Raw genomic sequence first — 20,192 nt, 5'->3', positions numbered from 1 at the left:
ATGCTAGAGATAAAAGACATAAAACTAAAATTAGGTAGATTTGCTTTAAATAATATAGATCTAAAAATAAATATAGGAGAGTATTTTGTAATTCTTGGGCCTAGTGGGGCAGGAAAAACGGTCTTATTAGAAACTATTGCAGGACTTTATACTCCAGATAAAGGATATATTTTGCATAATAATAATGATATACTTCTTCTTCCACCAGAAAAAAGAGATATAGGCTTTGTATATCAAGATTATGAATTGTTTCCTCATATGACAGTAGAGGATAATATAATATTTGGACTTAAAATAAGAAAAATGGATAAAAAGATTATATCAGAAAAATTATATAAATTAGTATCAATGTTAAAAATAGAACATCTTTTGAAAAGATATCCAAGTAAGCTTAGTGGTGGAGAAAAACAGAGAGTAGCCTTGGCGAGGGCAATAATCATATCACCTAAGATATTGCTTTTAGACGAGCCTTTAAGTGCCTTAGATATAATGATTAAGCCAACACTTCAACAAGAAATAAAAAATATACATAAAGAATTTGTTCCTACAATAATACATGTTACCCATGATATAGATGAAGCTATATTTTTAGCAGATAGAATAGGTATAATGAATGATGGTAATTTACTTAAAGTATTTGAAAAAGAAGAGATAGATAATGGATTAGGACAAGATTCTATATTAGAGTTTTTAAAATAATAATGAAAAGGTGGGATGGAAATGGAGTTTTATATACAATTACAACAAAAGCTTAAAGAAATTGTAAAACAGAATAATTTATATGATGAGAACATTTTTATTACTACAAATACATTAACACCAGAAGAAGCCATTGGAATAACAGAAAGAAAAGACTTTCCTCTTTTAAATGGAAAAGAAGTACTTATAGAGGCCAAGTTTTTGGATTCTGTAGGACAAGCTTATACAGATTCACCAACAGTGTTTAATGGAAGTATAAAGAAGGTTTTAGAATTAGACTTATCTGATAATAGAAATAAGGTTTTATTTATTGCAGCATTAAATGCCATTTTAAAGCATTTAAAACTTATTGAAAATACTATTCATTGTAAAGATGAAGAACCAGAACAATGTGGTAAAGAAGTAGTAAAATATATTCAAGATAAATTTGGAAATGTGAAAATAGGTATGGTAGGTTTTCAACCAGCAATAATCGACAATCTTAGAAGAAAATTTTCTATAAGGGTATTGGATCTAGATCCTAAAAATATAGATAAGGTAAAATATGATGTTTTAATAGAAGATGGAAAAAATAATATGGAAGAAGTAGTTAATTGGGCAGATATTTTAGTAGTCACAGGAAGTACTATAACCAATGGTACCATAGTAAACTTTTTAAAATTAAAAAAACCCATATTATTCTATGGAACTACCATAGCAGGAGTGGCATATTTAGAAGGATTAGATAGAATTTGTTTTTGTTCAAAATAATATCTATGTATAATAAATAATTAGTTAGAACCCTGGAAGTATTTTATGCAAATACTTCTAGGGTTTATATTATCTAATTTTTTCATCAAAAAAAGTATCAATTAGATTTTCAGCTAATTTTTTTTCCATAGTTGACTGGATAATTAAAAAAAAGATTATTGAATAGAGTATTGAAAACTCTGAATCTTCCTTAAGATGAATTTGTTCTTTGAATTCATCTATTTTTTTAATTATTTTATTAGAGAAATTATCATATGACTTAGACTGAATTTCTAAAAAGTTCTCATATAAATCTTCAATTTCTGTGCCATTAATGTTTTTTAAATCTACCTTTTCAGAAATTGGAGATAATAATGAATGGATATCTCCTATAGATAATATCTGCTTCATATGGTAGGTCAAAATCAATAGCATCATATGTTCCTTAGAATATTTTTTCTTTACAGGAGAAGGAATGATATTATTTTTTGCATAATTATTAATCATAGTTTTAGTTAAGATTTTATCATCTTTTGTTCGTTTGAAATCATTTAGCTTATCTTCCATAAAATTAGTTACTTGATCCATATATAAATCTATATCAGGAATCTCAGAAATACTAATTGTTTTAAAACAAGAAGATTTATGGATTAAGTCTAATAATTGTTTTTTATCAAATTCCAAAATTATCACCTCATCAAATTTAAAACTCTATCCTGCTATTTTCATTAATTATGATTATCTTTAATTATATGGTACTAAATACTAGATATCAATGATGAAATATAAAAAAGGTATTGAAATGTTAATGAGTTAAATATATAATATACACATAACTATACATAGTATTTAAAACTATATAAAACAATACTGATAACGTGAGGAGTGATTTTATGAATTCTAGAATCAAAGACCCATTTAGTGCAATGTCTCATTTAATAGGTGCTATCCTATCTATAATTGGATCGGTAGTATTGATTTATTATGCTAAACAAAAACATAATTTATGGTATATGATTTCTTTTATTATTTATGGAATTAGTCTTATTTCTCTATATACGGCAAGCACAGTATATCACTGGCTACTACTTTCAGATGGAGACAAACTAATTTATAGAAAAATAGATCATATGATGATTTATGTTTTAATTGCTGGAACATATACACCTATATGTTTGATATCTTTACATGGGCCTTGGGGTTGGAGTTTATTTATTGGGATTTGGACTATTGCAATGGGAGGGATAATTTTAAAATCCATATCTATGGATATACCACGATGGATATCTACAGCTATTTATATTATTATGGGATGGATTGTAGCCATTGCACTTTTTCCACTTAAAAAAGCATTATCCTTGGCTGGTATTAGTTGGTTAATAGGTGGAGGAATACTTTACACAGTAGGCGCTATTATTTATGGACAAAAATGGCCTCAGACTAGTTGTAAATGGTTTGGATTTCATGAACTATTTCATTTATTTGTAATGGCAGGAAGTGCCTGTCATTTCTGGATGATATATAAATACGTTTTATAAATGGGAACTTAAAAGGGGCGTATTTACGCCCTTTTTTGTAATTAAACTTCTAGGAGCTACAAATAGTCCGCAAATTCAAAATGGCATGAAAGTTGCAACAAAATGACAATAAAATAGATAAAGGATATTATGCCTTTAGGAATAGTGGGGAGATGATATATTGAGCAATTACATACTTAGAAGATTAATTACGGGAGTATTTCTTGTATTCGTAGTAACAGTACTTGTATTTAGCATGCTTCATCTTATGCCAGGGGATCCCATAGATCTATTAGTTGATAGAAAAGTTCCTCCAGAAAGACGCCAAGCATTGAAGGTGGAGTTCGGGCTTGATAGACCTTTACCCGAACAGTATTGGAAATGGATAAAGAATATAGTGACAAAAATGGATTTTGGTATTTCTCTTAGAAATAGACAGCCCGTTTGGGAAATGATGAAGATGCGTATACCCATTAGCCTTAAACTATGTGGTTGGACTCTTCTTATGGAAATATTAATAGCGGTACCTTTAGGACTGTTTTGTGCCTATAAAAAGGATACATTTTTTGATAGGTTTACAGTAAATATAACACTTCTACTAACAGCTATTCCTGGTTTTTGGATTTCAGTTTTATTGATAATAGTATTTGGCGTAAAACTAAAGTGGTTTCCTCTTAGTGGATATGAAACAGGAAAATATTTTATTCTTCCTATTGCTAGTGGAGTTATAGGAAGTGTAGCAGGCACTATAAGACTTACTAAAAGTGAAGTTTTGGATGTTTTTCGTGAGAAATATGTACTTACTGCTTATGCAAAAGGTCTTTCAGAGCGTACAGTAATGATAAAACATGTACTTCGTAATGCCTTGATACTTGTAACTGTTTTGGTATTCATGTCTATTCCTTGGCTTATTTCTGGTGCAGTTATCACCGAAAGGATTTTTGCAATACCAGGCATGGGAAGTCTAATGATAAATTCTATAATTCAACAGGATTATGCAGTTGTACAAGGTTGTGTACTTGTGATTTCATTACTTACTGTATTGTCTAATATAATTAGTGATATTGTAATAGGACTGTTAGATCCAAGGATAAGAGTTTCCATTTCAGGAGGTGAGCGTTGATGAATAGCAGTCCAGCTAAGGAATTCTTTCATTCATGTTGGAAGAATGTTAACTTTATGATAGGTATAATAATTCTTGTTAGTGTTATTATATTAGCTATTTTTGCAGAAAAGGTTTCTCCTTTTCCTTTTGATGAAGCACATAAGGATGCTATACTGCAAGCCCCTAATGGAACCTACTGGTTTGGAACCGATGACTTTGGGCGAGATATGTTTAGTCGTATAATTAATGGAACACGTATAACCCTAAAAGTTGCATTTCTAGGAGCAGCTATTCAGCTTACACTAGGGGTTACCATAGGCCTTATAAGTGGATTTTTTGGCGGGGTAGTTGATAAGGTGCTGATGTTTATAGTAGATATTACTTGGTGTATCCCTGGAACTATTTTAGCCTTAGCAGTTGTGACTGTATTGGGAAAAGGGCTTACAAATTCTATTATAGCTATATCTCTTGTAAATTGGGCAAGTTATGCAAGGACAGTACGTGCAAAGACTATGGCCCTAAAAAACATGGCATTTATAGAAACAGGTATAGCTTTTGGTGAAAAACCCATATCTTTAATGTTTAGATATATATTACCCAATGTTGTTCCATCCCTTATAGTTTTAGTATCTATGAATCTTCCAGGAACTATAATGTCTACTACAACTTTAAGTTTTTTAGGACTTGGCTCTCAGCCACCTTCTCCTGATTGGGGTCTTGCTATTGCACAAGGCATGAAATACATTAGTCGCGCACAATGGATGAGTATCTTTCCAGGTCTTGCGTTGGTATATACAGTATTTGGATTTAATTTATTAGGGGAGGGACTGCGTGATTTGCTTGACCCAAGGCTCAAATCTCAGTAAGGAGGTAAAATGATGAGTGAAGAATTACTAAGACTTGATAATTTGAGTGTAGAATATAAAGTTAAGGGAGGATATCTTTCTGCTGTAAAAAATGTGAACCTAACAATAAATCGTGGTGAAATATTTGCAATAGTTGGTGAATCAGGCTGTGGAAAGTCAACAATTGCACATAGCATAATGAGACTTCTTCCCGATCACAATGAAATTATAAGGGGAAATATATATTTTAAAGGTGAAAACTTAAATGATATGACTAGTAGTCAGATGGAAAAAATTCGTGGAAAACATATTGGTATGATATTTCAAAATCCATTAGATTCTCTTAATCCTGTATATACTACAGGAGCACAGGTGGCGGAGGCGATATACATGGATAATAAAAATCGTCTAGAAGTTTGGCAGCAGGTGGTAAGACTATATAAAGATGTAAAAATGCCAGATCCAGAGAAACGAGTTCATAGTTTTCCTCATGAACTGTCAGGAGGAATGAGGCAAAGAGTTATGATAGCTATGATGATTTCTAGGAATCCTGAGCTTTTAATAGCAGATGAGCCTACAACAGCTTTAGATGTTACAATAGAAGCACAGATACTTGAGATAATTAAGGAACTTAAAAGAGAATTTTCCACATCCATAATGCTCATAACTCATAACTTTGGATTAGTTGCTGAAGTTGCAGATAGGATAGGTGTTATGTATGCTGGAGAAATGATAGAGCAAGGAGATGTATTTGAGATATTTGAAAATCCTATGCATCCATATACAAGACTTTTAATGAAGGCATTACCAAGAAAAACTAAGGCTGAAGGAAGACTTCAAACCATAGATGGAACAGTGCCTAGACTTACAGATATAAAACCCGGTTGTCGATTTGCCAATAGATGCCCTTATGCAAAGGAATTATGTTTTAATATTGAACCAAGGACTAAAAATGTCAGCAAAAACCATTTCTTTCGCTGCCATTTTGGAGAGGAGGTAATTTAATGGAAAAAACTATAAATGAGCCTACGATAGTTATAAATGGTCTAAAAAAGTATTTTTCAGTATCAAATACCTTTTTAGGGAGAAAAAAACAAATGGTTAAAGCTGTTGATGATATTACTCTAACTATTAATAGGGGTGAAATAGTCGGTCTTGTTGGAGAATCAGGTAGTGGAAAAACGACTCTTGCTCGAGTAATACTTAATTTGACTAGACCAACAGAAGGCTCAGTTATGATAAATGGTATAGATATGATGCACGCTACTAAAGATGAAGAGAAACAACTTCGTTCAGAGGTAGCGGTAGTATTTCAAGATCCGGCATCAAATCTTAATCCTAGACAAACTGTGGCGAGTTCCATTATGCGACCTATGATACTTCATGGAAAAGGAAAGACAGAAGCTATGAAGAAAGCAGAAGATGCTCTTGATATGGTAAAAATGGATAGGAGATACCTAAATAGTTATCCTCATCAACTTTCTGGAGGGCAACTTCAACGAATAGCAATTGCTCGAGCTTTAGTCCTCCAACCTAAAATAATGATTTTAGATGAGCCTACTTCTGCCCTTGATATTTCTGTTCAGGCGCAAATACTCAATCTGCTTTTGGATTTGCAAGAAAATATGGGATTAACTTATTTAGTAATAACCCATGACCTTAATGTTATACGTTATATAAGTGATAGAATAGCAGTTATGTATTTAGGAAAGCTTGTAGAATTTGGACCTACTGATGAGATAATTGGTAACTCTAAGCATCCTTATACTAATGGACTTATGGCGGCTTCACCAATACTTGACCCTAAATTTAGGGGACAGAAAAAAGAATTAATGGGAGGGGATCCGGGTAGCCTTATAGATTTACCAAAAGGTTGTCGATTTAGCTCACGTTGTAGTAAGGTAACTGAACATTGCAAAAATACTTTGCCTGGGAATTACAAGATTACTTCTAATCATCAAGTATCATGCTTTATGTATGAAAAGGAATTACCAAAATTAATTTATTAAATTAATTTTGGTGGAATTGGTTCATATATAATTTTCTAGTTTAATGCTAGATAATTATACATTTATGATATGAACGCTAATGCATTTATCTAAGAATATTATATAAGGAGGCACAAAAAATGAAAAAGAAGTTTTTGAGTTTATTTATGTCGATTATTATGGTATTTAGTATTGCTACAGGTTGTTCAAAAGAACCGGTTTCTAGTAGAGGGTCCAATGATATTTCGTCTAATCAGGATGGTGGTCGCAAGACATTGGTATTGCATGACAGTGAGTGGATGGGAACAGATTTATTTCGCTGCTCTAGTTGGTATACTTCCCAAAATTTGATTTCCGATACATTTTTAATTCAAGATCCACAAGATCCATCTAATTTACTTCCTAATATATGTTCTGATTATAAGGTAAGTGAAGATGGAATGAGTTTTCGTCTGACATTTCCAGAAGGTATGAAATTTGCTGATGGTACCCCTTTGGGTCCTGAAGATTTTATTGCATCCATAGAATATGGTCTTGAGGACAGTGATGGTGATGGTGAACCTGATTCGGACTGGGGCTATGGTTATAGCAATATTAAGTCTATGGAAGTAGATGGGCGTGATGTTATTTGTTATCTTAGTGAATATCGTTCAGATTTAGAATATTTTTTAACACAACCATTTATGGGGATTATTAGCAAAAAACAGCTAGAAACCATGTCTCGTGATGAGCTTCTTTGGGGAGCTTTACCTTATGGACAGTTTTATGTAGATGAATTTGTTCCAGGTTCACATGTTATACTTAAGCCAAATCCGTACTATATGACTTGTAACCCATTAGTGGAGAATAAAGGTCCATCTAGGCTAGAGTCAATTACTGTTAAAATGGCTGATGTAGAAGCCTTTACTCTTAATACTGCCATAAGAGAAGGAGATATTGATATATTAACTGGAATTAATATGGAACAATATGCGGAACTTTCCCAAGTTGAAGGTGTAACAATATTAAATGATACATTTCCAAATATTGAATACTTTGAGCTAAATAAAGATAGTAAACATCTTAATGATATTCGAGTTCGTAAAGCCATTATGAAGGCTCTTGATCGTGATTCTATGGAAGCTATGTGTCAAGGTTCTTTTAAGCCTGAATATGCTATGATTACATCTGCAATGCAGAATTATAATCAAAAAGCTGAAGAGTATTTCAAAGAAAATCTTTCTAATGATATAGATGGAGCAAAGGCGCTTTTAGCTGAAGTAGGATATAAATTGAATAGTGATGGATTTCTTTATAAAGATGGTGAAAAGCTTAGCTTCAATTTCCTTGCTCGTTCTTCAGGAACAAGTGTAACTGTTGCTCAAGAAATGCAGCTTCAACTTAAAGAGATTGGTATTGATATGAATATTGAGACTATTGACTGGAACTATATCTATGAAAAAATAAGTGCTGATGATTATGATGCAGGTATAGAAACTCTTCAATGGGGAGAACCAATTCTCATATTAAACTATTGCTATTATGATCCTAATAGTAAAACTGAGGAAGATTTCAAGGCTTATAAGGACATGGTAAATAAATGTGTTAATGAACCAGACTCAAATAATCGTACTCAGTTAATTGGTGATATTCAAATGAAAATTTTTGAAGATTGCTCAATGGTTCCTCTATATTCTGATATAGAATATTGTGCTTATCGCAATGATATTGAAGGTCTTATAGTAACAGAAACAGGTGGTATCTATTATAATGATATAAGGTAAATATATTTTAAAGGAGTAATCTCATATGAGATTACTCCTTTAATTGCTAGTTTTTCTTCTTAACTTATCAGTAAATTTAGGATAAGATAAACGCTATAGTATAGGCATTATAGTATTAAAGAACGTGAACAATAAAATAGACTGATATATTTACAATAATAATAGGAAGTGATATAATGTTCTTTATTAGAACAAATATTATTCTAACCCTAAAAGCCAAGTAACACTCACATTTAATACTTGAGATAATCCTATTAATTCAATATCAGTAATAATTCTTTTTTGCTGTTCTAACTTAGAAATACTAGCCCTATCAATATAAATTGCCAATGTCTCAAGTTTTACTGATAGTTCTTTTTGAGTCATTTTATTTTGTAATCTTGCAGCTTTTACTCTAAAGCCTGCGATATTACGTTCCTTGGAATCTAATACTAATTTCATAATAAATCACCTTCTGTTCGTTATTGGAACAATTGTATTTTATCCGAAGTTGTACAATAATATGTTCTAAAGAAGAACGCGTTATAAATTGGGAGGATTTTACTAATGTATAAAGGGAATTTTGAAACTAACAAGGTAATTCAAATTATAATAAATCAGGAATATAAGATTCATTATAGTAGTATTGGTAATGGGAGAGCTTACAATTATATTAAAGAACTTAATATTTTAGAAAACTTATCTATAGATTCAACTATCCCATATACCTCGGGGGATTATTTTATATATATTGATAGGTTTTATATTTATGGGCAAATTTATTACATAATTACAATTAGTTCAAATTCCTCTAAATGTTATAGTTGTAGTAAAGTGTTAATAGATGATGTTACAGGTTTATATAATAGGAGTTATTGGGAACAGATTAATGGTGAAGTTCAAAATTATCTTAGTTTCAAAGATTTATTTTTAATACTAATTGATATAGATAATCTAAAAAAGATTAATGATAGTTATGGACATCTAGAAGGAGATAAAGCTATTAAAGTGGTTGGACAAGCTATTCAAAAGAGTATAAAAAGGAATGATATTGGCATACGATATGGTGGAGACGAATTTATAGTTTTACTTTTGAATCAAGATAAAGATAGAGCAGATAAAGTCATTAAAAAAATTCGAAGAGAAATTTATAAACAATCAGTAGAAGAAAATATAGATATCCAAGTTAGTACAGGAATAGCTTCAAATGTCAATTCCTGTGATATAGAAGATATTATAAGAATAGCAGATAAGGATTTATATAAAGAGAAAAAATTAAAGAAAGGTGAAAAACAAGAAGAAATTCATAAGTTTAAAGAATTGAAGAAACAGATTGAGAAAATAAGAAATGATCTCAATCAGCAAATTATTAAAAAGGACAAGATGGAAATATTTGAACTGAGTCAAAGGTTAGACAGATTGATTATGAAATACTTGAAAGACGTATAGGATAAATATTTATTAAATTTATATTGATTGTCTTAAAGCAAGAAAGTTTATTATTTATATTAGAAACTTTAAATATGAGAAGAATTAGTAGGACGTATAAAGAATATAGTAGAACATATTTATTTGTATATGGAAGATAAAAAACCATAAGTACATATTTTACTTATGGTTTTTTATTTGTTTAAATGAGTGGTAATTAACAAAAGATTTCATTAAATAAAAGAAAAGTAATGATTGAAACCAACATTTTTCAATATGTTTGTGATAGCTTCAAACAAACATTCAACTTGTAATCCAGCAATAATTGAGCACTTTTCCAATTGACGTCACTAAAGTTAAATGATATACTAAAATAAATGTTTGAAACAAACTTTACTGAAAATAAATTATATTATGAAAAGAAGGTGAAGGGATGAAGAAATCAGAAAGGCACCAGTTTATACTTGACTTTTTAAAGGAATCACCATATGTAGATGTGGCTTATCTAACAGAAACCTTAAATGTATCTGAAATGACAATAAGGCGAGACCTATCTAAGTTGGAAGAGGACAAGCTTTTATTGCGAGTTCATGGAGGTGCAAGAAGAATACCCACCAATAGATTTGAAGCACCGTTGAATAGTAGACTTTTGAATAATCATAGTGAAAAGAAAGCTATAGGAAGATATGCTGCTGGATTAGTTCAAGATGGTGATGTAATTGCCATGGATGCCAGCTCTACAGTTTACCATATGGTGGAATATCTGCAAGATAAAAAAATTACTGTTATTACAAATAATATTAGTATAGCTATGGGCTTTGCTAAAAGTGAATCTGTGGAAGTTATATTATTAGGAGGTAAGCTGAGAAAATCTTCACTTTATGTTTTTGGATATGACACATTAAATATGATGGAAAATTACAATACCAATAAAGCATTCTTTTCATCAACATCACTAAATATAGAAAATGGTCTAACAGACTCAAGTGTAAATGAAGGAAAAACTAAAAAGAGTATGGTTCTTTCAGCTGATGAATCCTTTCTTCTAATGGATACATCAAAATTTGGAACTAGATCTTACTATAATGTAATTCCATTGGAAAAATTAAGTCATATTATAACTAATGAATCTAACCGTAAAGATATAATAAATTATTTTAACTTTTTTAAAGAAAAGAATATTCAAACACATATTTGTGTTTAATTAGTTTATGAATAGTAAGGAGGAGTTTGATGTCAAAGGTTAATGAAATTATTAAATTGTTAGAATTGGAACCATTGGAAAGGGAAGGTGGTCTTTTTAAATCTACTTATCGCTCTCCAGGGAAAGCTGATGGCAAAGATATGGGTTCAGCTATATTCTTTATGCTGACTGGTGGAGCATATTCACATCTTCATCGTTTACCTACAGATGAAGTTTATCACTTCTATTCGGGAGATCCTGTGGAATTGTTGGAATTGTTACCAGATGGAAGTTCTAATCGAGTAGTGCTTGGAGGGGATATTTTAAATGGACAAAAAGTACAATATGTAGTAAAGGCAGGTATTTGGCAAGGTTCTCGCCTTATAGATGGTGGAGAATATGCATTGATGGGCACAACTATGAGTCCAGGTTTTGAGGAAAGTGACTATGAACATGCTGATAATCCAAAGGAATTAATAGAAAAATATCCAGAAAAAGAGGATTTGATTATGAAATTAGTAGGGGAAACAAAATATTATTAGAAGGCAGTATGACCCTAAAGTGGTTTTAATACATATATTCATCTGCTGGAGGTGAGATTTAAAATGTCCTAGTTTTTCGAAAAAATCCCTAATTTAAAATAAAGACAAATAACGGAGGTTTGAAAGATGAAACGTAATTTAATTTTATTTTTAAGCATGATATTAATAGTAAGCTTAGTTCTAGGTGGGTGTCAAAACAATAAAACTGAAAGTGTAGATAAGAGTGATTCTCCTAAGAAAATTGCATTTGTAACGGGGACAGGTGGATTAGGAGATAAATCATTTAATGATCTTGGATATGAAGGGATATTAAAATTAAAAGAAGAAGGTATTATTTGTGATGTTGCAGAACCAAAAGCAATTTCCGATTTAGAAGGTATTATTAGAAACTTTGCTGATACTGAAGAATACGCATTAATTGTTGCAATGGGTGGAGATTCAGTAGACTCCGTAAATGCTGTAAGTCTAGATTATCCAGAACAACCAATGCTTATAATAGACGGATTTGCTAGTACAGATACTATTAAGTCAGTCATATTAAGCCAAACTGATACTGCATTTTTAGTAGGTGCTTATGCAGGACTTATGGAAAAGGAAGGAAATTTGCCAAATGCCCAAGGGAAAAATACTATTGGTATAGTTGGAGGAATGGATATACCTATAATAAGAAGTTTGGTAGCAGGATATGAAGCAGGTGCTAGATATGTAAACCCTGATATTAAGGTTTTAGTTACTTATGTTGGGGCATGGAATGACCCTGGTAAAGGTTCTGAACTTGCTCAAAGTTTATACAGCCAAGGTGCAGATATTATTTTCCAAGCAGCAGGTGGGTCTGGATTAGGTGCTTTAGAAGCATCAGAAAAGGTTGGTCTTTATGCATTAGGTTATGATGGAAATCAAAATAGTTTATATCCAGATAATATATTAGCATCTGGTATAAGAGGTTTAGGAGATATGGTATATAATACTGCAAAGGATGCTTTAAATGGAATATATAAAGGTGGAGATTTTTCAGTTGCTATGAAGGATAACCCTATGACTTCACAATTAACAATGATTGATTCTAATTTAAATACTCCTGATGAAATACTTGAAAAACTAGAAAAGATAAAAGAGTTTTTAATTGAAGCTAAGGTTGAAATTCCATCTGAACCATCGGAAGTAGATGCATATATTAATGCAGTAGGTTCATTTGAAGAATAACTTTTATTAAAGAGAGTTTATGGGAGGGGAAGTCCCTCCCTGAACCTATAGAAAGAGAGGTAGACTTCTTTGGATAAATTTGTTGAGATGAAAGGAATTAGAAAGGTATTTGGAAGCAATGTAGCCTTGGACTCAGTAGACTTTTACTGTAAAGAAGGAGAAGTTCTCTGTTTATTAGGTGAAAATGGTGCTGGAAAAACTACTCTTATGAAAATCTTATATGGAATGTATAAAAGCGATGAAGGAGAAATTCTTTATAGAGGCAAACCAATGAATATTAATAGTCCAAGAGTATCTATTTCTATGGGTATTCAAATGGTGCATCAGCATTTTCTATTAGTTGATACTATGTCTGTTGTGGATAATGTCATGATAGGAAAGGAACCAGGAAAATATCTTCATTTCAATCGAAAAGAGGGAAGAAAAATTGTAGAAAAGCTTTCAACGGATTTTGGATTAAAGGTGCCTTTAGATAAATTAATTAAGGATATTTCCATAGGGGAAAGACAAAGAGTAGAAATAATAAAGGCCCTATATCAAGGGGCAGATATTTTAATTTTAGATGAACCAACTGCAGTATTAACTCCTCAAGAAGTTGAAGATTTATTTAAGGTAATAGATAATCTTCGCAAAAGTGGAAAGACGATTATTATCATTACCCATAAGTTGAAAGAAACCATGGCTATATCAGATAGAATTTATGTACTACGCCAAGGGAAAATGATTGGTGAAAGGCTAGTAGAAGAAACTAATATAGATGAACTAAGTGAGCTGATGGTAGGACATAAAATATCTAAGAGTGAAAAGAAAAAGTTTGAATCCAATGAAACATTATTAAAATTTGAAGATGTAAGATTTAAAGACTTTCAGAAAGTAGAGATTTTAAAAGGAATTACATTTGATATTAAGAAGAGGGAAATATTAGGCATTGCAGGAGTAGAAGGTAATGGGCAAGGAGAAATAATAAATGTCTTATTTGGTTTGCAAAATGACTGGACAGGAGATATTTCATTAGAAGGTAATTCTATTAAAGGTAAAGAAACAAATGAATTAATAGAATCTGGCATTTCTTGTGTCCATGCAGATAGACAAGCCTATAGCATAGCACCAGATTTGCCAGTTCCATATAACTTTCTCATGGGTTTTCAAGATAATGAGAAGTTCGTGTATAATAAATTTTTTATTAACTGGAAAAAGGTTAGCAAAATATCGTCAGATGCATTAGAAACCTATGATGTAAGACCAAGGGATATCAATAGAAATCTCCATGAATTTTCCGGTGGAAATCAGCAAAAATTTGTAGTGGGTAGGGAAACAATGAGAAATCCAAAATTAATGATTGCTGCTCATCCTACTAGGGGTGTGGATATCATGGCTACATCCTTTATTCATAAAGAATTAAATCGCCTAAAAGAAAATGGTGCTGGGATACTGTTAATATCTTCTGATTTAGATGAATTACTGGAATTAAGTGATAGAATAGCTGTATTATATGATGGTAAAATTGTAGAAATAAAACCTGCAGAAGAATTTTCATTAATGGAATTAGGAAGATTAATGGGGGGAGGTAAAAATGATGAAAGATAATTTGAAAAAGATAAACTTAGCACCGCTATATTCCCTATTACTGGCTTTTATCATCGGCAGTATTATTATATTAGCTAGTGGCAACTCGCCAATAGAAATATATGGGATGCTTATAAAAGGAGCCTTTGGTTCACGTAAGGGTATATTACAAACGTTGCTGCAGTCTACTCCTCTTTTATTTTGTGGTTTATCGGTATTTTTCGGATTAAAGGGCGGAATTTTAAATCTTGGAGTAGAAGGGCAGCTCTATATGGGTGCCTTATTTAGTTCTCTAGTAGCAATATATATAAAAGGATTACCTGCTCCCTTACATATAATTATTTCTATAGTATCAGGCATGATCGGAGGCATGATATGGGCATTTTTACCTATATGGTTAAAAATCAAAAAAGGTGCTCATGAAGTTGTTACTGCACTAATGATGAACTACATTGCAATTTTACTATTGGATTATTTACTTAATTATCCAATAAGAGAAGAAAATAGTTCCGTTGCGCAGACTGCTATAATACAGCAGACAACTCAATTGTCACGTTTATTTGCAAAAAGTAAAGTAACTATAGCCATATTTTTAGGTATTGCATTGGCTATTGGGTTAAATTACTTATTAAAGAAAACTGTATTAGGTTATAAGATTACCATGGTAGGCTCAAATCCTTTAGCAGCTTCTTCCAGTGGTATTCATGTAAATAAGATAATGATAACTACTATGTTGATTTCTGGTGTATGTGCTGGTTTGGCAGGGACAATGGAAGTTTTAGGTTCCTATTATAGACTGATTCAAGGTTTCTCCTCAGGATATGGATTTGAAGGTATTGCAGTGGCTGTACTAGGGACATCTCCTATTAGTGTTATATTTAGTTCAATTATTTTTGGTGGACTTAAAGCAGGAGGAATTATGCTAAATTTTGGTACCAATTTATCAGTTAAATTTATAACAGTATTACAAGGTATTATAATCCTGTTAATTTCTGCACCAATGCTTATTCCAAACTTTAAAAACCTATTAAGTAAAAAGATGGGGCAAAAGGAGAGATAGCTATGGAATACTTAATTTCTATTTTAAGTGCAACTTTAAGATTGACTACACCTATAGCCTTTGCCACTTTAGGGGCTGTAACCATGGAACTTTCAGGAATCAATGCTTTAGCTACAGAAGGCATTATGTTATCAGGTGCTTTTGGTGCAGTAATAGGTAGTTGGTTATTTAATAATCCTTGGATGGGTATTATATTCGCCATATTATTTTCTGTAATAGTGGCTTTAATAAGAAGTTATCTTTGTATTGAGCATCAGGCTAATCATACTGTAAGTGGTGTAGGTGTTAATATTTTAGTAAGTGGATTTACTGCCATGCTATTAAAGATAATATGGAATATGGATGGAAAAAGTGATGTAGTTAAAAACTTAAATCCTTGGTCTATTCCATTTATTAAAAATATTCCTATAATTGGAGATGTTTTTGGCAAACAAAACCCATTGGTTTATTTGCTTTTTCCTACATTGGTTATAGTATGGTATTTAATAAAAAAGACAAGTTTTGGACTTCGTCTAATGACTGCAGGAGAACATCCAGAGGTTTTATCCAGCTTAGGCTTAAGTGTTTCAAAGTATAGATATTTAGCAACAATACTAGGAGCTTCACTTATAGGAATGGGTGGAGCATATCTATCAATTGGTCAATTATCCTTTTTCTCTCAGGATATGACTAGTGGTAGAGGATATATGGCCTTGGCGGCGTGTGTTTTTGGCAAGTGGAGTCCAGTAGGTGCTTTTGGAGGAGCATTATTATTTGGATTTGCTGATGCTATGCAAATGCGTTTACAAACCTCTGTAAGATATACTCAATTTATTCAAATGATACCTTATATTTTAACAATTCTAGTATTAAGCAGTTTTGTAAAAAAATCCGTTCAACCACCTGCTGCCTCAGGAAAACCCTATAAGGAGCAGCAATAATTGAAAAGTATAATAAATTAGACTAGTGAGGAGGAATTAATATGAGAGTTGCAATTGTTGGAGCTGGATTTATAGCAGGGGTTCATGTTGAGGAATTAACAAATCTAGGACATGAAGTAGTAGTTGCTATAGGTACTAATATCTCAAGAACAGAAAGCTTTGCAAAAAAATGGGGGATTCCTAAATTTAGTATTAATTTTGAGGATGCTCTAGCATCAGATATAGACGTAGTGCACATATGTACTCCACCTACATTACATTATGAAATGGTAAAGGATGCATTAAATAGTGGTAAACATGTAGTATGTGAGAAACCTCTATGCTTAGACCCTAATGAGGCTAAGGAACTGATGGAACTTGCTAATGAAAAAGGACTTGTAAATGCAGTTAATTTTAATGTTAGATTTCATGATGCTTGTACTAAGATTAAAGCATATATTGCATCAAATGAATTAGGAAATATTAATTTAATTCACGGCAGCTATCTTCAAGAGTTTCATGCTTTACCAGCTGACTATTCTTGGCGTTACAAGGAGGACTTAGCTGGACCTATGAGAGCTACATCAGAAATTGGTTCCCATTGGATAGATTTGGCTCGTTATTTAACGGGTTTGGAGATAATTGAAGTAAGTTCTAACTATGGTAAATTTAATCCAACTAGATATTTAAAAGATAATATAATGTATGAAAACGAAGAAATAGGTTCTCAAAAGATTCAGGTAAATAGTGATGATTGTGCTATTGTTTCCTTGCGATTTTCCAATGGTGCAGTTGGTAATATGCTTCTTTCTGAAATATCTCATGGAAGGAACAATAAACTATCAATAGAAATCAGTGGGACAAATAAAAGTATTTGGTGGAATACTGAAAAGCCATATACGATAAATAAGGCAGGAAAGTTTACAGGGGTAAATATGGAAACCAATGCATTTGGCGGCGGTTTTCCAAGTACATTTAAAAATTTCTTTACTGAAGTTTATAAAGATATTAATTTAGGTTCAATTAGTGAATGTCCTAAATATCCAACATTTAGAGACGGATATATTAATTCTAATGTATGCAATGCAATTTACGAAAGTGCAAATAATAATTCTATTTGGATAAGGGTGTGATGAGATGAAAATGGATGGAAAAGTAGTTTTAGTTACTGGTGCAGCTAATGGTTCGGGAAAGGTTATTGCAAAAAGATTTTTATCAGAAGGAGCAATAGTGGCAGCTTGCGATATAAAAGAACCTACTTGGGATGCTGGAATATATGAAGATAAAATTATAAGATTAGCCTTTGATGTTTCTGACGAGGAAGCTGTGAATAAGGCGGTAGAACGAGTTAATGAACAAACAGAAGGTATTTCCATATTAGTAAATAATGCAGGAATTTCAACTGAATCAGATTTAAAGGATACTTCACTGGATATTTGGGAGAGAATCTTTGCTGTAAATACTCGTGGTACATTCTTATGTACAAGAGCTGTTGTTAGAAATATGCTGTCAAAAAACATTGAAGGAAGTATTGTTAATATTTCTTCCATAGCGGGGAGAAATGCCTTCCCAGGATCTAGTGCCTATTGTGCTTCTAAATCAGCTGTAATTGGATTAACACGCTCCTTAGCAGTAGAGCTTGGTGGAGAAGGTATAAGGGTTAATGCCATATGCCCTGGATCAGTAGAAACTGATATGATTAAAGGAGTCATTGAAAGCATCTCTGCTAAAACAGGAATGAGTCTTGAGGAAACACGTAAAATGATGGAAAGTGGAATACCATTAAAGAGATTTCAAACGCCAGAAGATATTGCAGCTATGGTAGTTTTCTTGGCTTCAGATGAAGGGAAAAATATAAATGGAGAAGCAATTAACATAGATGGGGGAGTAGTTCGCTGTTAATTAAAATACATTTATAGGAGGTAGCATATGCTTTTACAAAAGGTAAATGAATCCGTTAAGTATATTGAAAGTATTACAGAATTAAAACCAAAGATAGGTATTATTTTAGGTACTGGATTAGGTGAGTTTGTTGACAGGCTAGAAAATCAAGTAATTATACCCTATGAAGACATACCCAATTTTCCTGTATCAACTGCACCAGGACATAAGGGCAGATTAGTTATTGCTGAATCTATGGGAAAAACAGTATTCTGTATGCAAGGAAGATTTCATTTCTATGAAGGCTACTCTATGGAAGAAGTAACTTATCCAATTAGAGTTATGCAAAAAATTGGCATAGAAAAGATAATAATCACAAATGCATCTGGAGGTCTTGACCCAAACTTCTCTCCTGGAGATTTAATGGTCATAGATAATCATATTAATTTCATGGGATACAATCCTTTAATAGGAAAAAACCAAGATGATTTTGGACCAAGGTTTGTAGATATGAGCAAACCTTATGACCCTGAATTAATTCAAATAGCCCATAAAGCAGCGAATAATATTGGGATGGATTTAAGACAAGGAGTTTATGTAGGCTATACTGGACCAAGTTTTGAAACAGCAGCTGAAATCAAACTATTCCATTCCTTTGGAGGAAGTGCAGTAGGAATGTCTACAGTTCCAGAAGTAATAGTTGCTAATCATGGTGGTTTAAAAGTACTAGCAATTTCATGTATAACAAATTTGGGAACAGGTATATTAGATATTCCGTTATCAGTTGAAGAAGTATTTGAAACAGCCACAAAGGCTGGCGAAAGGTTTAGAAACCTACTGGAAAACATACTAAGTTTAATATAAATTCAAACATAGGGGGACTAAATTTGATAGATACAATAAGATATGAAAAGGGAAGTATATACATTATTGATCAAACAAAATTACCTACAGAATTAGTGGTAATTGAAATTGATAATGTAAAAGAATGTTGGGATGCTATAAAAGAATTAAAGGTTAGAGGAGCTCCTGCCATTGGTATTGCTGCAGCCTATGGAGTAGTAGTAGGAGTTAAAGATATAGATGAAAATGATTTTGAAAATTTTTATAAGGAGTTTAAAAAGATTTCAGATTATTTAGCTAGTTCTAGACCTACTGCCGTAAATTTATTTTGGGCATTAGAAAGAATGAACAAAGTAGCTTTAGATAATAAGGAGTTATCAATAAGTGAAATTAAATCTGCTTTAGAAAAGGAAGCAATATTAATTCACAGAGAAGATGAAGAAACCTGTAGAAAAATAGGTGAAAATGGACTTGAAGTGTTAAAGGACGGAATGACAGTTCTTACTCACTGTAATGCAGGTAGATTAGCAACTGCTAAATATGGCACAGCTTTAGCACCAATATATATTGCTAAAGAAAGAGGCATGAATATAAAAGTATTTGCCGATGAAACTAGACCATTGTTACAGGGATCAAGGTTAACTGCTTTTGAACTACAAGAAGCAGGTGTAGATGTAACTCTTATAACTGATAATATGGCGGCTATGGTAATGGGAGAGGGTAAGATAGACCTTGTCATAGTTGGATGTGATAGAGTGGCAGCCAATGGAGATACTGCAAACAAAATTGGAACATATGGAGTAGCATTATTAGCTAAGGCTCACAATATTCCATTTTATATTGCAGGACCCTTATCAACCATTGATTTAGATGCAGCAACTAAAGAGGAAATCCCAATAGAAGAAAGGGGAGCGGAGGAAATCATAAATGGATTTGGGAAACAAACAGCACCTTCAGGTATT

Annotated in this window: 21 protein-coding genes; 19 read left to right on the top strand and 2 right to left on the bottom strand. The window is 32.1% G+C overall.

The features are described from left to right. Nucleotides 1-699, top strand: a complete 699-nt coding sequence (locus RT714_RS01165) for an ATP-binding cassette domain-containing protein (RefSeq protein ID WP_313755787.1) — start codon at nucleotides 1-3, stop codon at nucleotides 697-699. Between the two features lie 21 nt (nucleotides 700-720). Continuing rightward, nucleotides 721-1,449, top strand: coding sequence for a Rossmann-like domain-containing protein (locus RT714_RS01160; RefSeq protein WP_313755786.1), 729 nt, complete (start codon nucleotides 721-723; stop codon nucleotides 1,447-1,449). A gap of 69 nt (nucleotides 1,450-1,518) precedes the next feature. Here RT714_RS01160 and RT714_RS01155 read toward each other — a convergent pair whose 3' ends face one another. Next, entirely contained in the window at nucleotides 1,519-2,112 is a 594-nt protein-coding gene (locus tag RT714_RS01155) for a DUF1836 domain-containing protein (protein WP_313755785.1), read from the bottom strand. Nucleotides 2,113-2,321: 209 nt separating this feature from the next. Between RT714_RS01155 and RT714_RS01150 the strand changes: the two genes are divergently transcribed. The 6 genes from RT714_RS01150 to RT714_RS01125 all read left to right on the top strand — a co-directional run bounded on the left by RT714_RS01150 (nucleotide 2,322) and on the right by RT714_RS01125 (nucleotide 8,646). After that, nucleotides 2,322-2,966: a hemolysin III family protein gene (locus tag RT714_RS01150; protein WP_313755784.1), complete on the top strand. Its 645-nt coding sequence runs from the start codon at nucleotides 2,322-2,324 to the stop codon at nucleotides 2,964-2,966. A 160-nt stretch (nucleotides 2,967-3,126) separates the two neighbouring features. Further along, nucleotides 3,127-4,068: an ABC transporter permease gene (locus tag RT714_RS01145; RefSeq protein WP_313755783.1), complete on the top strand. Its 942-nt coding sequence runs from the start codon at nucleotides 3,127-3,129 to the stop codon at nucleotides 4,066-4,068. After that, on the top strand, nucleotides 4,068-4,916 hold the full coding sequence (locus RT714_RS01140) for an ABC transporter permease (RefSeq protein WP_313755782.1): 849 nt from the start codon (nucleotides 4,068-4,070) through the stop codon (nucleotides 4,914-4,916). The genes RT714_RS01145 and RT714_RS01140 overlap by 1 nt, the downstream gene beginning before the upstream one ends. Nucleotides 4,917-4,928: 12 nt before the next feature. Further along, nucleotides 4,929-5,900: an ABC transporter ATP-binding protein gene (locus RT714_RS01135; RefSeq protein ID WP_313755781.1), complete on the top strand. Its 972-nt coding sequence runs from the start codon at nucleotides 4,929-4,931 to the stop codon at nucleotides 5,898-5,900. Next, the gene (locus tag RT714_RS01130) at nucleotides 5,900-6,904 is read left to right on the top strand and encodes an ABC transporter ATP-binding protein (protein ID WP_313755780.1); all 1,005 of its coding nucleotides are present in this window, start codon (nucleotides 5,900-5,902) and stop codon (nucleotides 6,902-6,904) included. Before RT714_RS01135 ends, RT714_RS01130 begins: the two co-directional genes overlap by 1 nt. Before the next feature lie 119 nt (nucleotides 6,905-7,023). Beyond that, a complete protein-coding gene (locus RT714_RS01125) occupies nucleotides 7,024-8,646 on the top strand; it encodes an ABC transporter substrate-binding protein (RefSeq protein WP_313755779.1) in 1,623 nt (540 codons plus the stop codon). A 198-nt stretch (nucleotides 8,647-8,844) separates the two neighbouring features. On the opposite strand, the gene RT714_RS01120 is transcribed toward RT714_RS01125, so the two are convergent. Then, on the bottom strand, nucleotides 8,845-9,087 hold the full coding sequence (locus RT714_RS01120) for a helix-turn-helix transcriptional regulator (RefSeq protein ID WP_313755778.1): 243 nt from the start codon (nucleotides 9,085-9,087) through the stop codon (nucleotides 8,845-8,847). A 105-nt stretch (nucleotides 9,088-9,192) separates the two neighbouring features. Here RT714_RS01120 and RT714_RS01115 point away from each other — a divergent pair, with 105 nt between their 5' ends. From RT714_RS01115 to mtnA, 11 genes are all read left to right on the top strand, one after another. Then, on the top strand, nucleotides 9,193-10,074 hold the full coding sequence (locus RT714_RS01115) for a diguanylate cyclase (RefSeq protein WP_313755777.1): 882 nt from the start codon (nucleotides 9,193-9,195) through the stop codon (nucleotides 10,072-10,074). Nucleotides 10,075-10,486: 412 nt separating this feature from the next. After that, on the top strand, nucleotides 10,487-11,257 hold the full coding sequence (locus tag RT714_RS01110) for a DeoR/GlpR family DNA-binding transcription regulator (protein WP_313755776.1): 771 nt from the start codon (nucleotides 10,487-10,489) through the stop codon (nucleotides 11,255-11,257). Nucleotides 11,258-11,286: 29 nt separating this feature from the next. Further along, on the top strand, nucleotides 11,287-11,778 hold the full coding sequence (locus RT714_RS01105) for a cupin domain-containing protein (RefSeq protein WP_313755775.1): 492 nt from the start codon (nucleotides 11,287-11,289) through the stop codon (nucleotides 11,776-11,778). A 126-nt stretch (nucleotides 11,779-11,904) separates the two neighbouring features. Further along, entirely contained in the window at nucleotides 11,905-12,981 is a 1,077-nt protein-coding gene (locus RT714_RS01100; protein WP_313755774.1) for a BMP family ABC transporter substrate-binding protein, read from the top strand. Between the two features lie 69 nt (nucleotides 12,982-13,050). Then, nucleotides 13,051-14,568 (top strand): ABC transporter ATP-binding protein, encoded by a 1,518-nt coding sequence (locus RT714_RS01095; protein WP_313755773.1) that lies wholly within the window; start codon nucleotides 13,051-13,053, stop codon nucleotides 14,566-14,568. After that, a complete protein-coding gene (locus tag RT714_RS01090; protein ID WP_313755772.1) occupies nucleotides 14,558-15,607 on the top strand; it encodes an ABC transporter permease in 1,050 nt (349 codons plus the stop codon). Before RT714_RS01095 ends, RT714_RS01090 begins: the two co-directional genes overlap by 11 nt. 2 nt (nucleotides 15,608-15,609) lie before the next feature. Continuing rightward, a complete protein-coding gene (locus RT714_RS01085; protein ID WP_313755771.1) occupies nucleotides 15,610-16,527 on the top strand; it encodes an ABC transporter permease in 918 nt (305 codons plus the stop codon). A 41-nt stretch (nucleotides 16,528-16,568) separates the two neighbouring features. After that, nucleotides 16,569-17,639 (top strand): Gfo/Idh/MocA family oxidoreductase, encoded by a 1,071-nt coding sequence (locus RT714_RS01080; RefSeq protein ID WP_313755770.1) that lies wholly within the window; start codon nucleotides 16,569-16,571, stop codon nucleotides 17,637-17,639. 4 nt (nucleotides 17,640-17,643) lie between these two features. Then, on the top strand, nucleotides 17,644-18,408 hold the full coding sequence (locus RT714_RS01075; protein WP_313755769.1) for an SDR family oxidoreductase: 765 nt from the start codon (nucleotides 17,644-17,646) through the stop codon (nucleotides 18,406-18,408). Nucleotides 18,409-18,435: 27 nt separating this feature from the next. Beyond that, nucleotides 18,436-19,251, top strand: coding sequence for a purine-nucleoside phosphorylase (locus tag RT714_RS01070; RefSeq protein ID WP_313755768.1), 816 nt, complete (start codon nucleotides 18,436-18,438; stop codon nucleotides 19,249-19,251). Between the two features lie 23 nt (nucleotides 19,252-19,274). Beyond that, on the top strand, nucleotides 19,275-20,192 hold a 918-nt coding region (mtnA, locus tag RT714_RS01065), incomplete at its 3' end, for an S-methyl-5-thioribose-1-phosphate isomerase (RefSeq protein WP_313755767.1).

Origin of the sequence: Tissierella sp., assembly GCF_032104385.1 — a bacterium.
GTDB lineage: Bacteria > Bacillota > Clostridia > Tissierellales > Tissierellaceae > Tissierella.
The sequence above is the reverse complement of the archived record's forward strand: the minus strand, read 5'-3'. Positions and strand labels throughout refer to the sequence as shown.

Excerpts from the sequence above, each read along its gene's own strand:
- RT714_RS01070 (WP_313755768.1), top strand. The coding sequence starts at position 18,436 with ATGCTTTTACAAAAGGTAAATGAATCCGTTAAGTATATTGAAAGTATT.
- RT714_RS01105 (WP_313755775.1), top strand. The coding sequence starts at position 11,287 with ATGTCAAAGGTTAATGAAATTATTAAATTGTTAGAATTGGAACCATTG.
- RT714_RS01135 (WP_313755781.1), top strand. The coding sequence starts at position 4,929 with ATGAGTGAAGAATTACTAAGACTTGATAATTTGAGTGTAGAATATAAA.
- RT714_RS01165 (WP_313755787.1), top strand. The coding sequence starts at position 1 with ATGCTAGAGATAAAAGACATAAAACTAAAATTAGGTAGATTTGCTTTA.
- RT714_RS01085 (WP_313755771.1), top strand. The coding sequence starts at position 15,610 with ATGGAATACTTAATTTCTATTTTAAGTGCAACTTTAAGATTGACTACA.
- RT714_RS01120 (WP_313755778.1), bottom strand. The coding sequence starts at position 9,087 with ATGAAATTAGTATTAGATTCCAAGGAACGTAATATCGCAGGCTTTAGA.
- RT714_RS01100 (WP_313755774.1), top strand. The coding sequence starts at position 11,905 with ATGAAACGTAATTTAATTTTATTTTTAAGCATGATATTAATAGTAAGC.
- RT714_RS01110 (WP_313755776.1), top strand. The coding sequence starts at position 10,487 with ATGAAGAAATCAGAAAGGCACCAGTTTATACTTGACTTTTTAAAGGAA.
- RT714_RS01140 (WP_313755782.1), top strand. The coding sequence starts at position 4,068 with ATGAATAGCAGTCCAGCTAAGGAATTCTTTCATTCATGTTGGAAGAAT.
- RT714_RS01130 (WP_313755780.1), top strand. The coding sequence starts at position 5,900 with ATGGAAAAAACTATAAATGAGCCTACGATAGTTATAAATGGTCTAAAA.
- RT714_RS01075 (WP_313755769.1), top strand. The coding sequence starts at position 17,644 with ATGAAAATGGATGGAAAAGTAGTTTTAGTTACTGGTGCAGCTAATGGT.
- RT714_RS01115 (WP_313755777.1), top strand. The coding sequence starts at position 9,193 with ATGTATAAAGGGAATTTTGAAACTAACAAGGTAATTCAAATTATAATA.
- RT714_RS01160 (WP_313755786.1), top strand. The coding sequence starts at position 721 with ATGGAGTTTTATATACAATTACAACAAAAGCTTAAAGAAATTGTAAAA.
- RT714_RS01090 (WP_313755772.1), top strand. The coding sequence starts at position 14,558 with ATGAAAGATAATTTGAAAAAGATAAACTTAGCACCGCTATATTCCCTA.
- RT714_RS01125 (WP_313755779.1), top strand. The coding sequence starts at position 7,024 with ATGAAAAAGAAGTTTTTGAGTTTATTTATGTCGATTATTATGGTATTT.
- RT714_RS01080 (WP_313755770.1), top strand. The coding sequence starts at position 16,569 with ATGAGAGTTGCAATTGTTGGAGCTGGATTTATAGCAGGGGTTCATGTT.
- RT714_RS01150 (WP_313755784.1), top strand. The coding sequence starts at position 2,322 with ATGAATTCTAGAATCAAAGACCCATTTAGTGCAATGTCTCATTTAATA.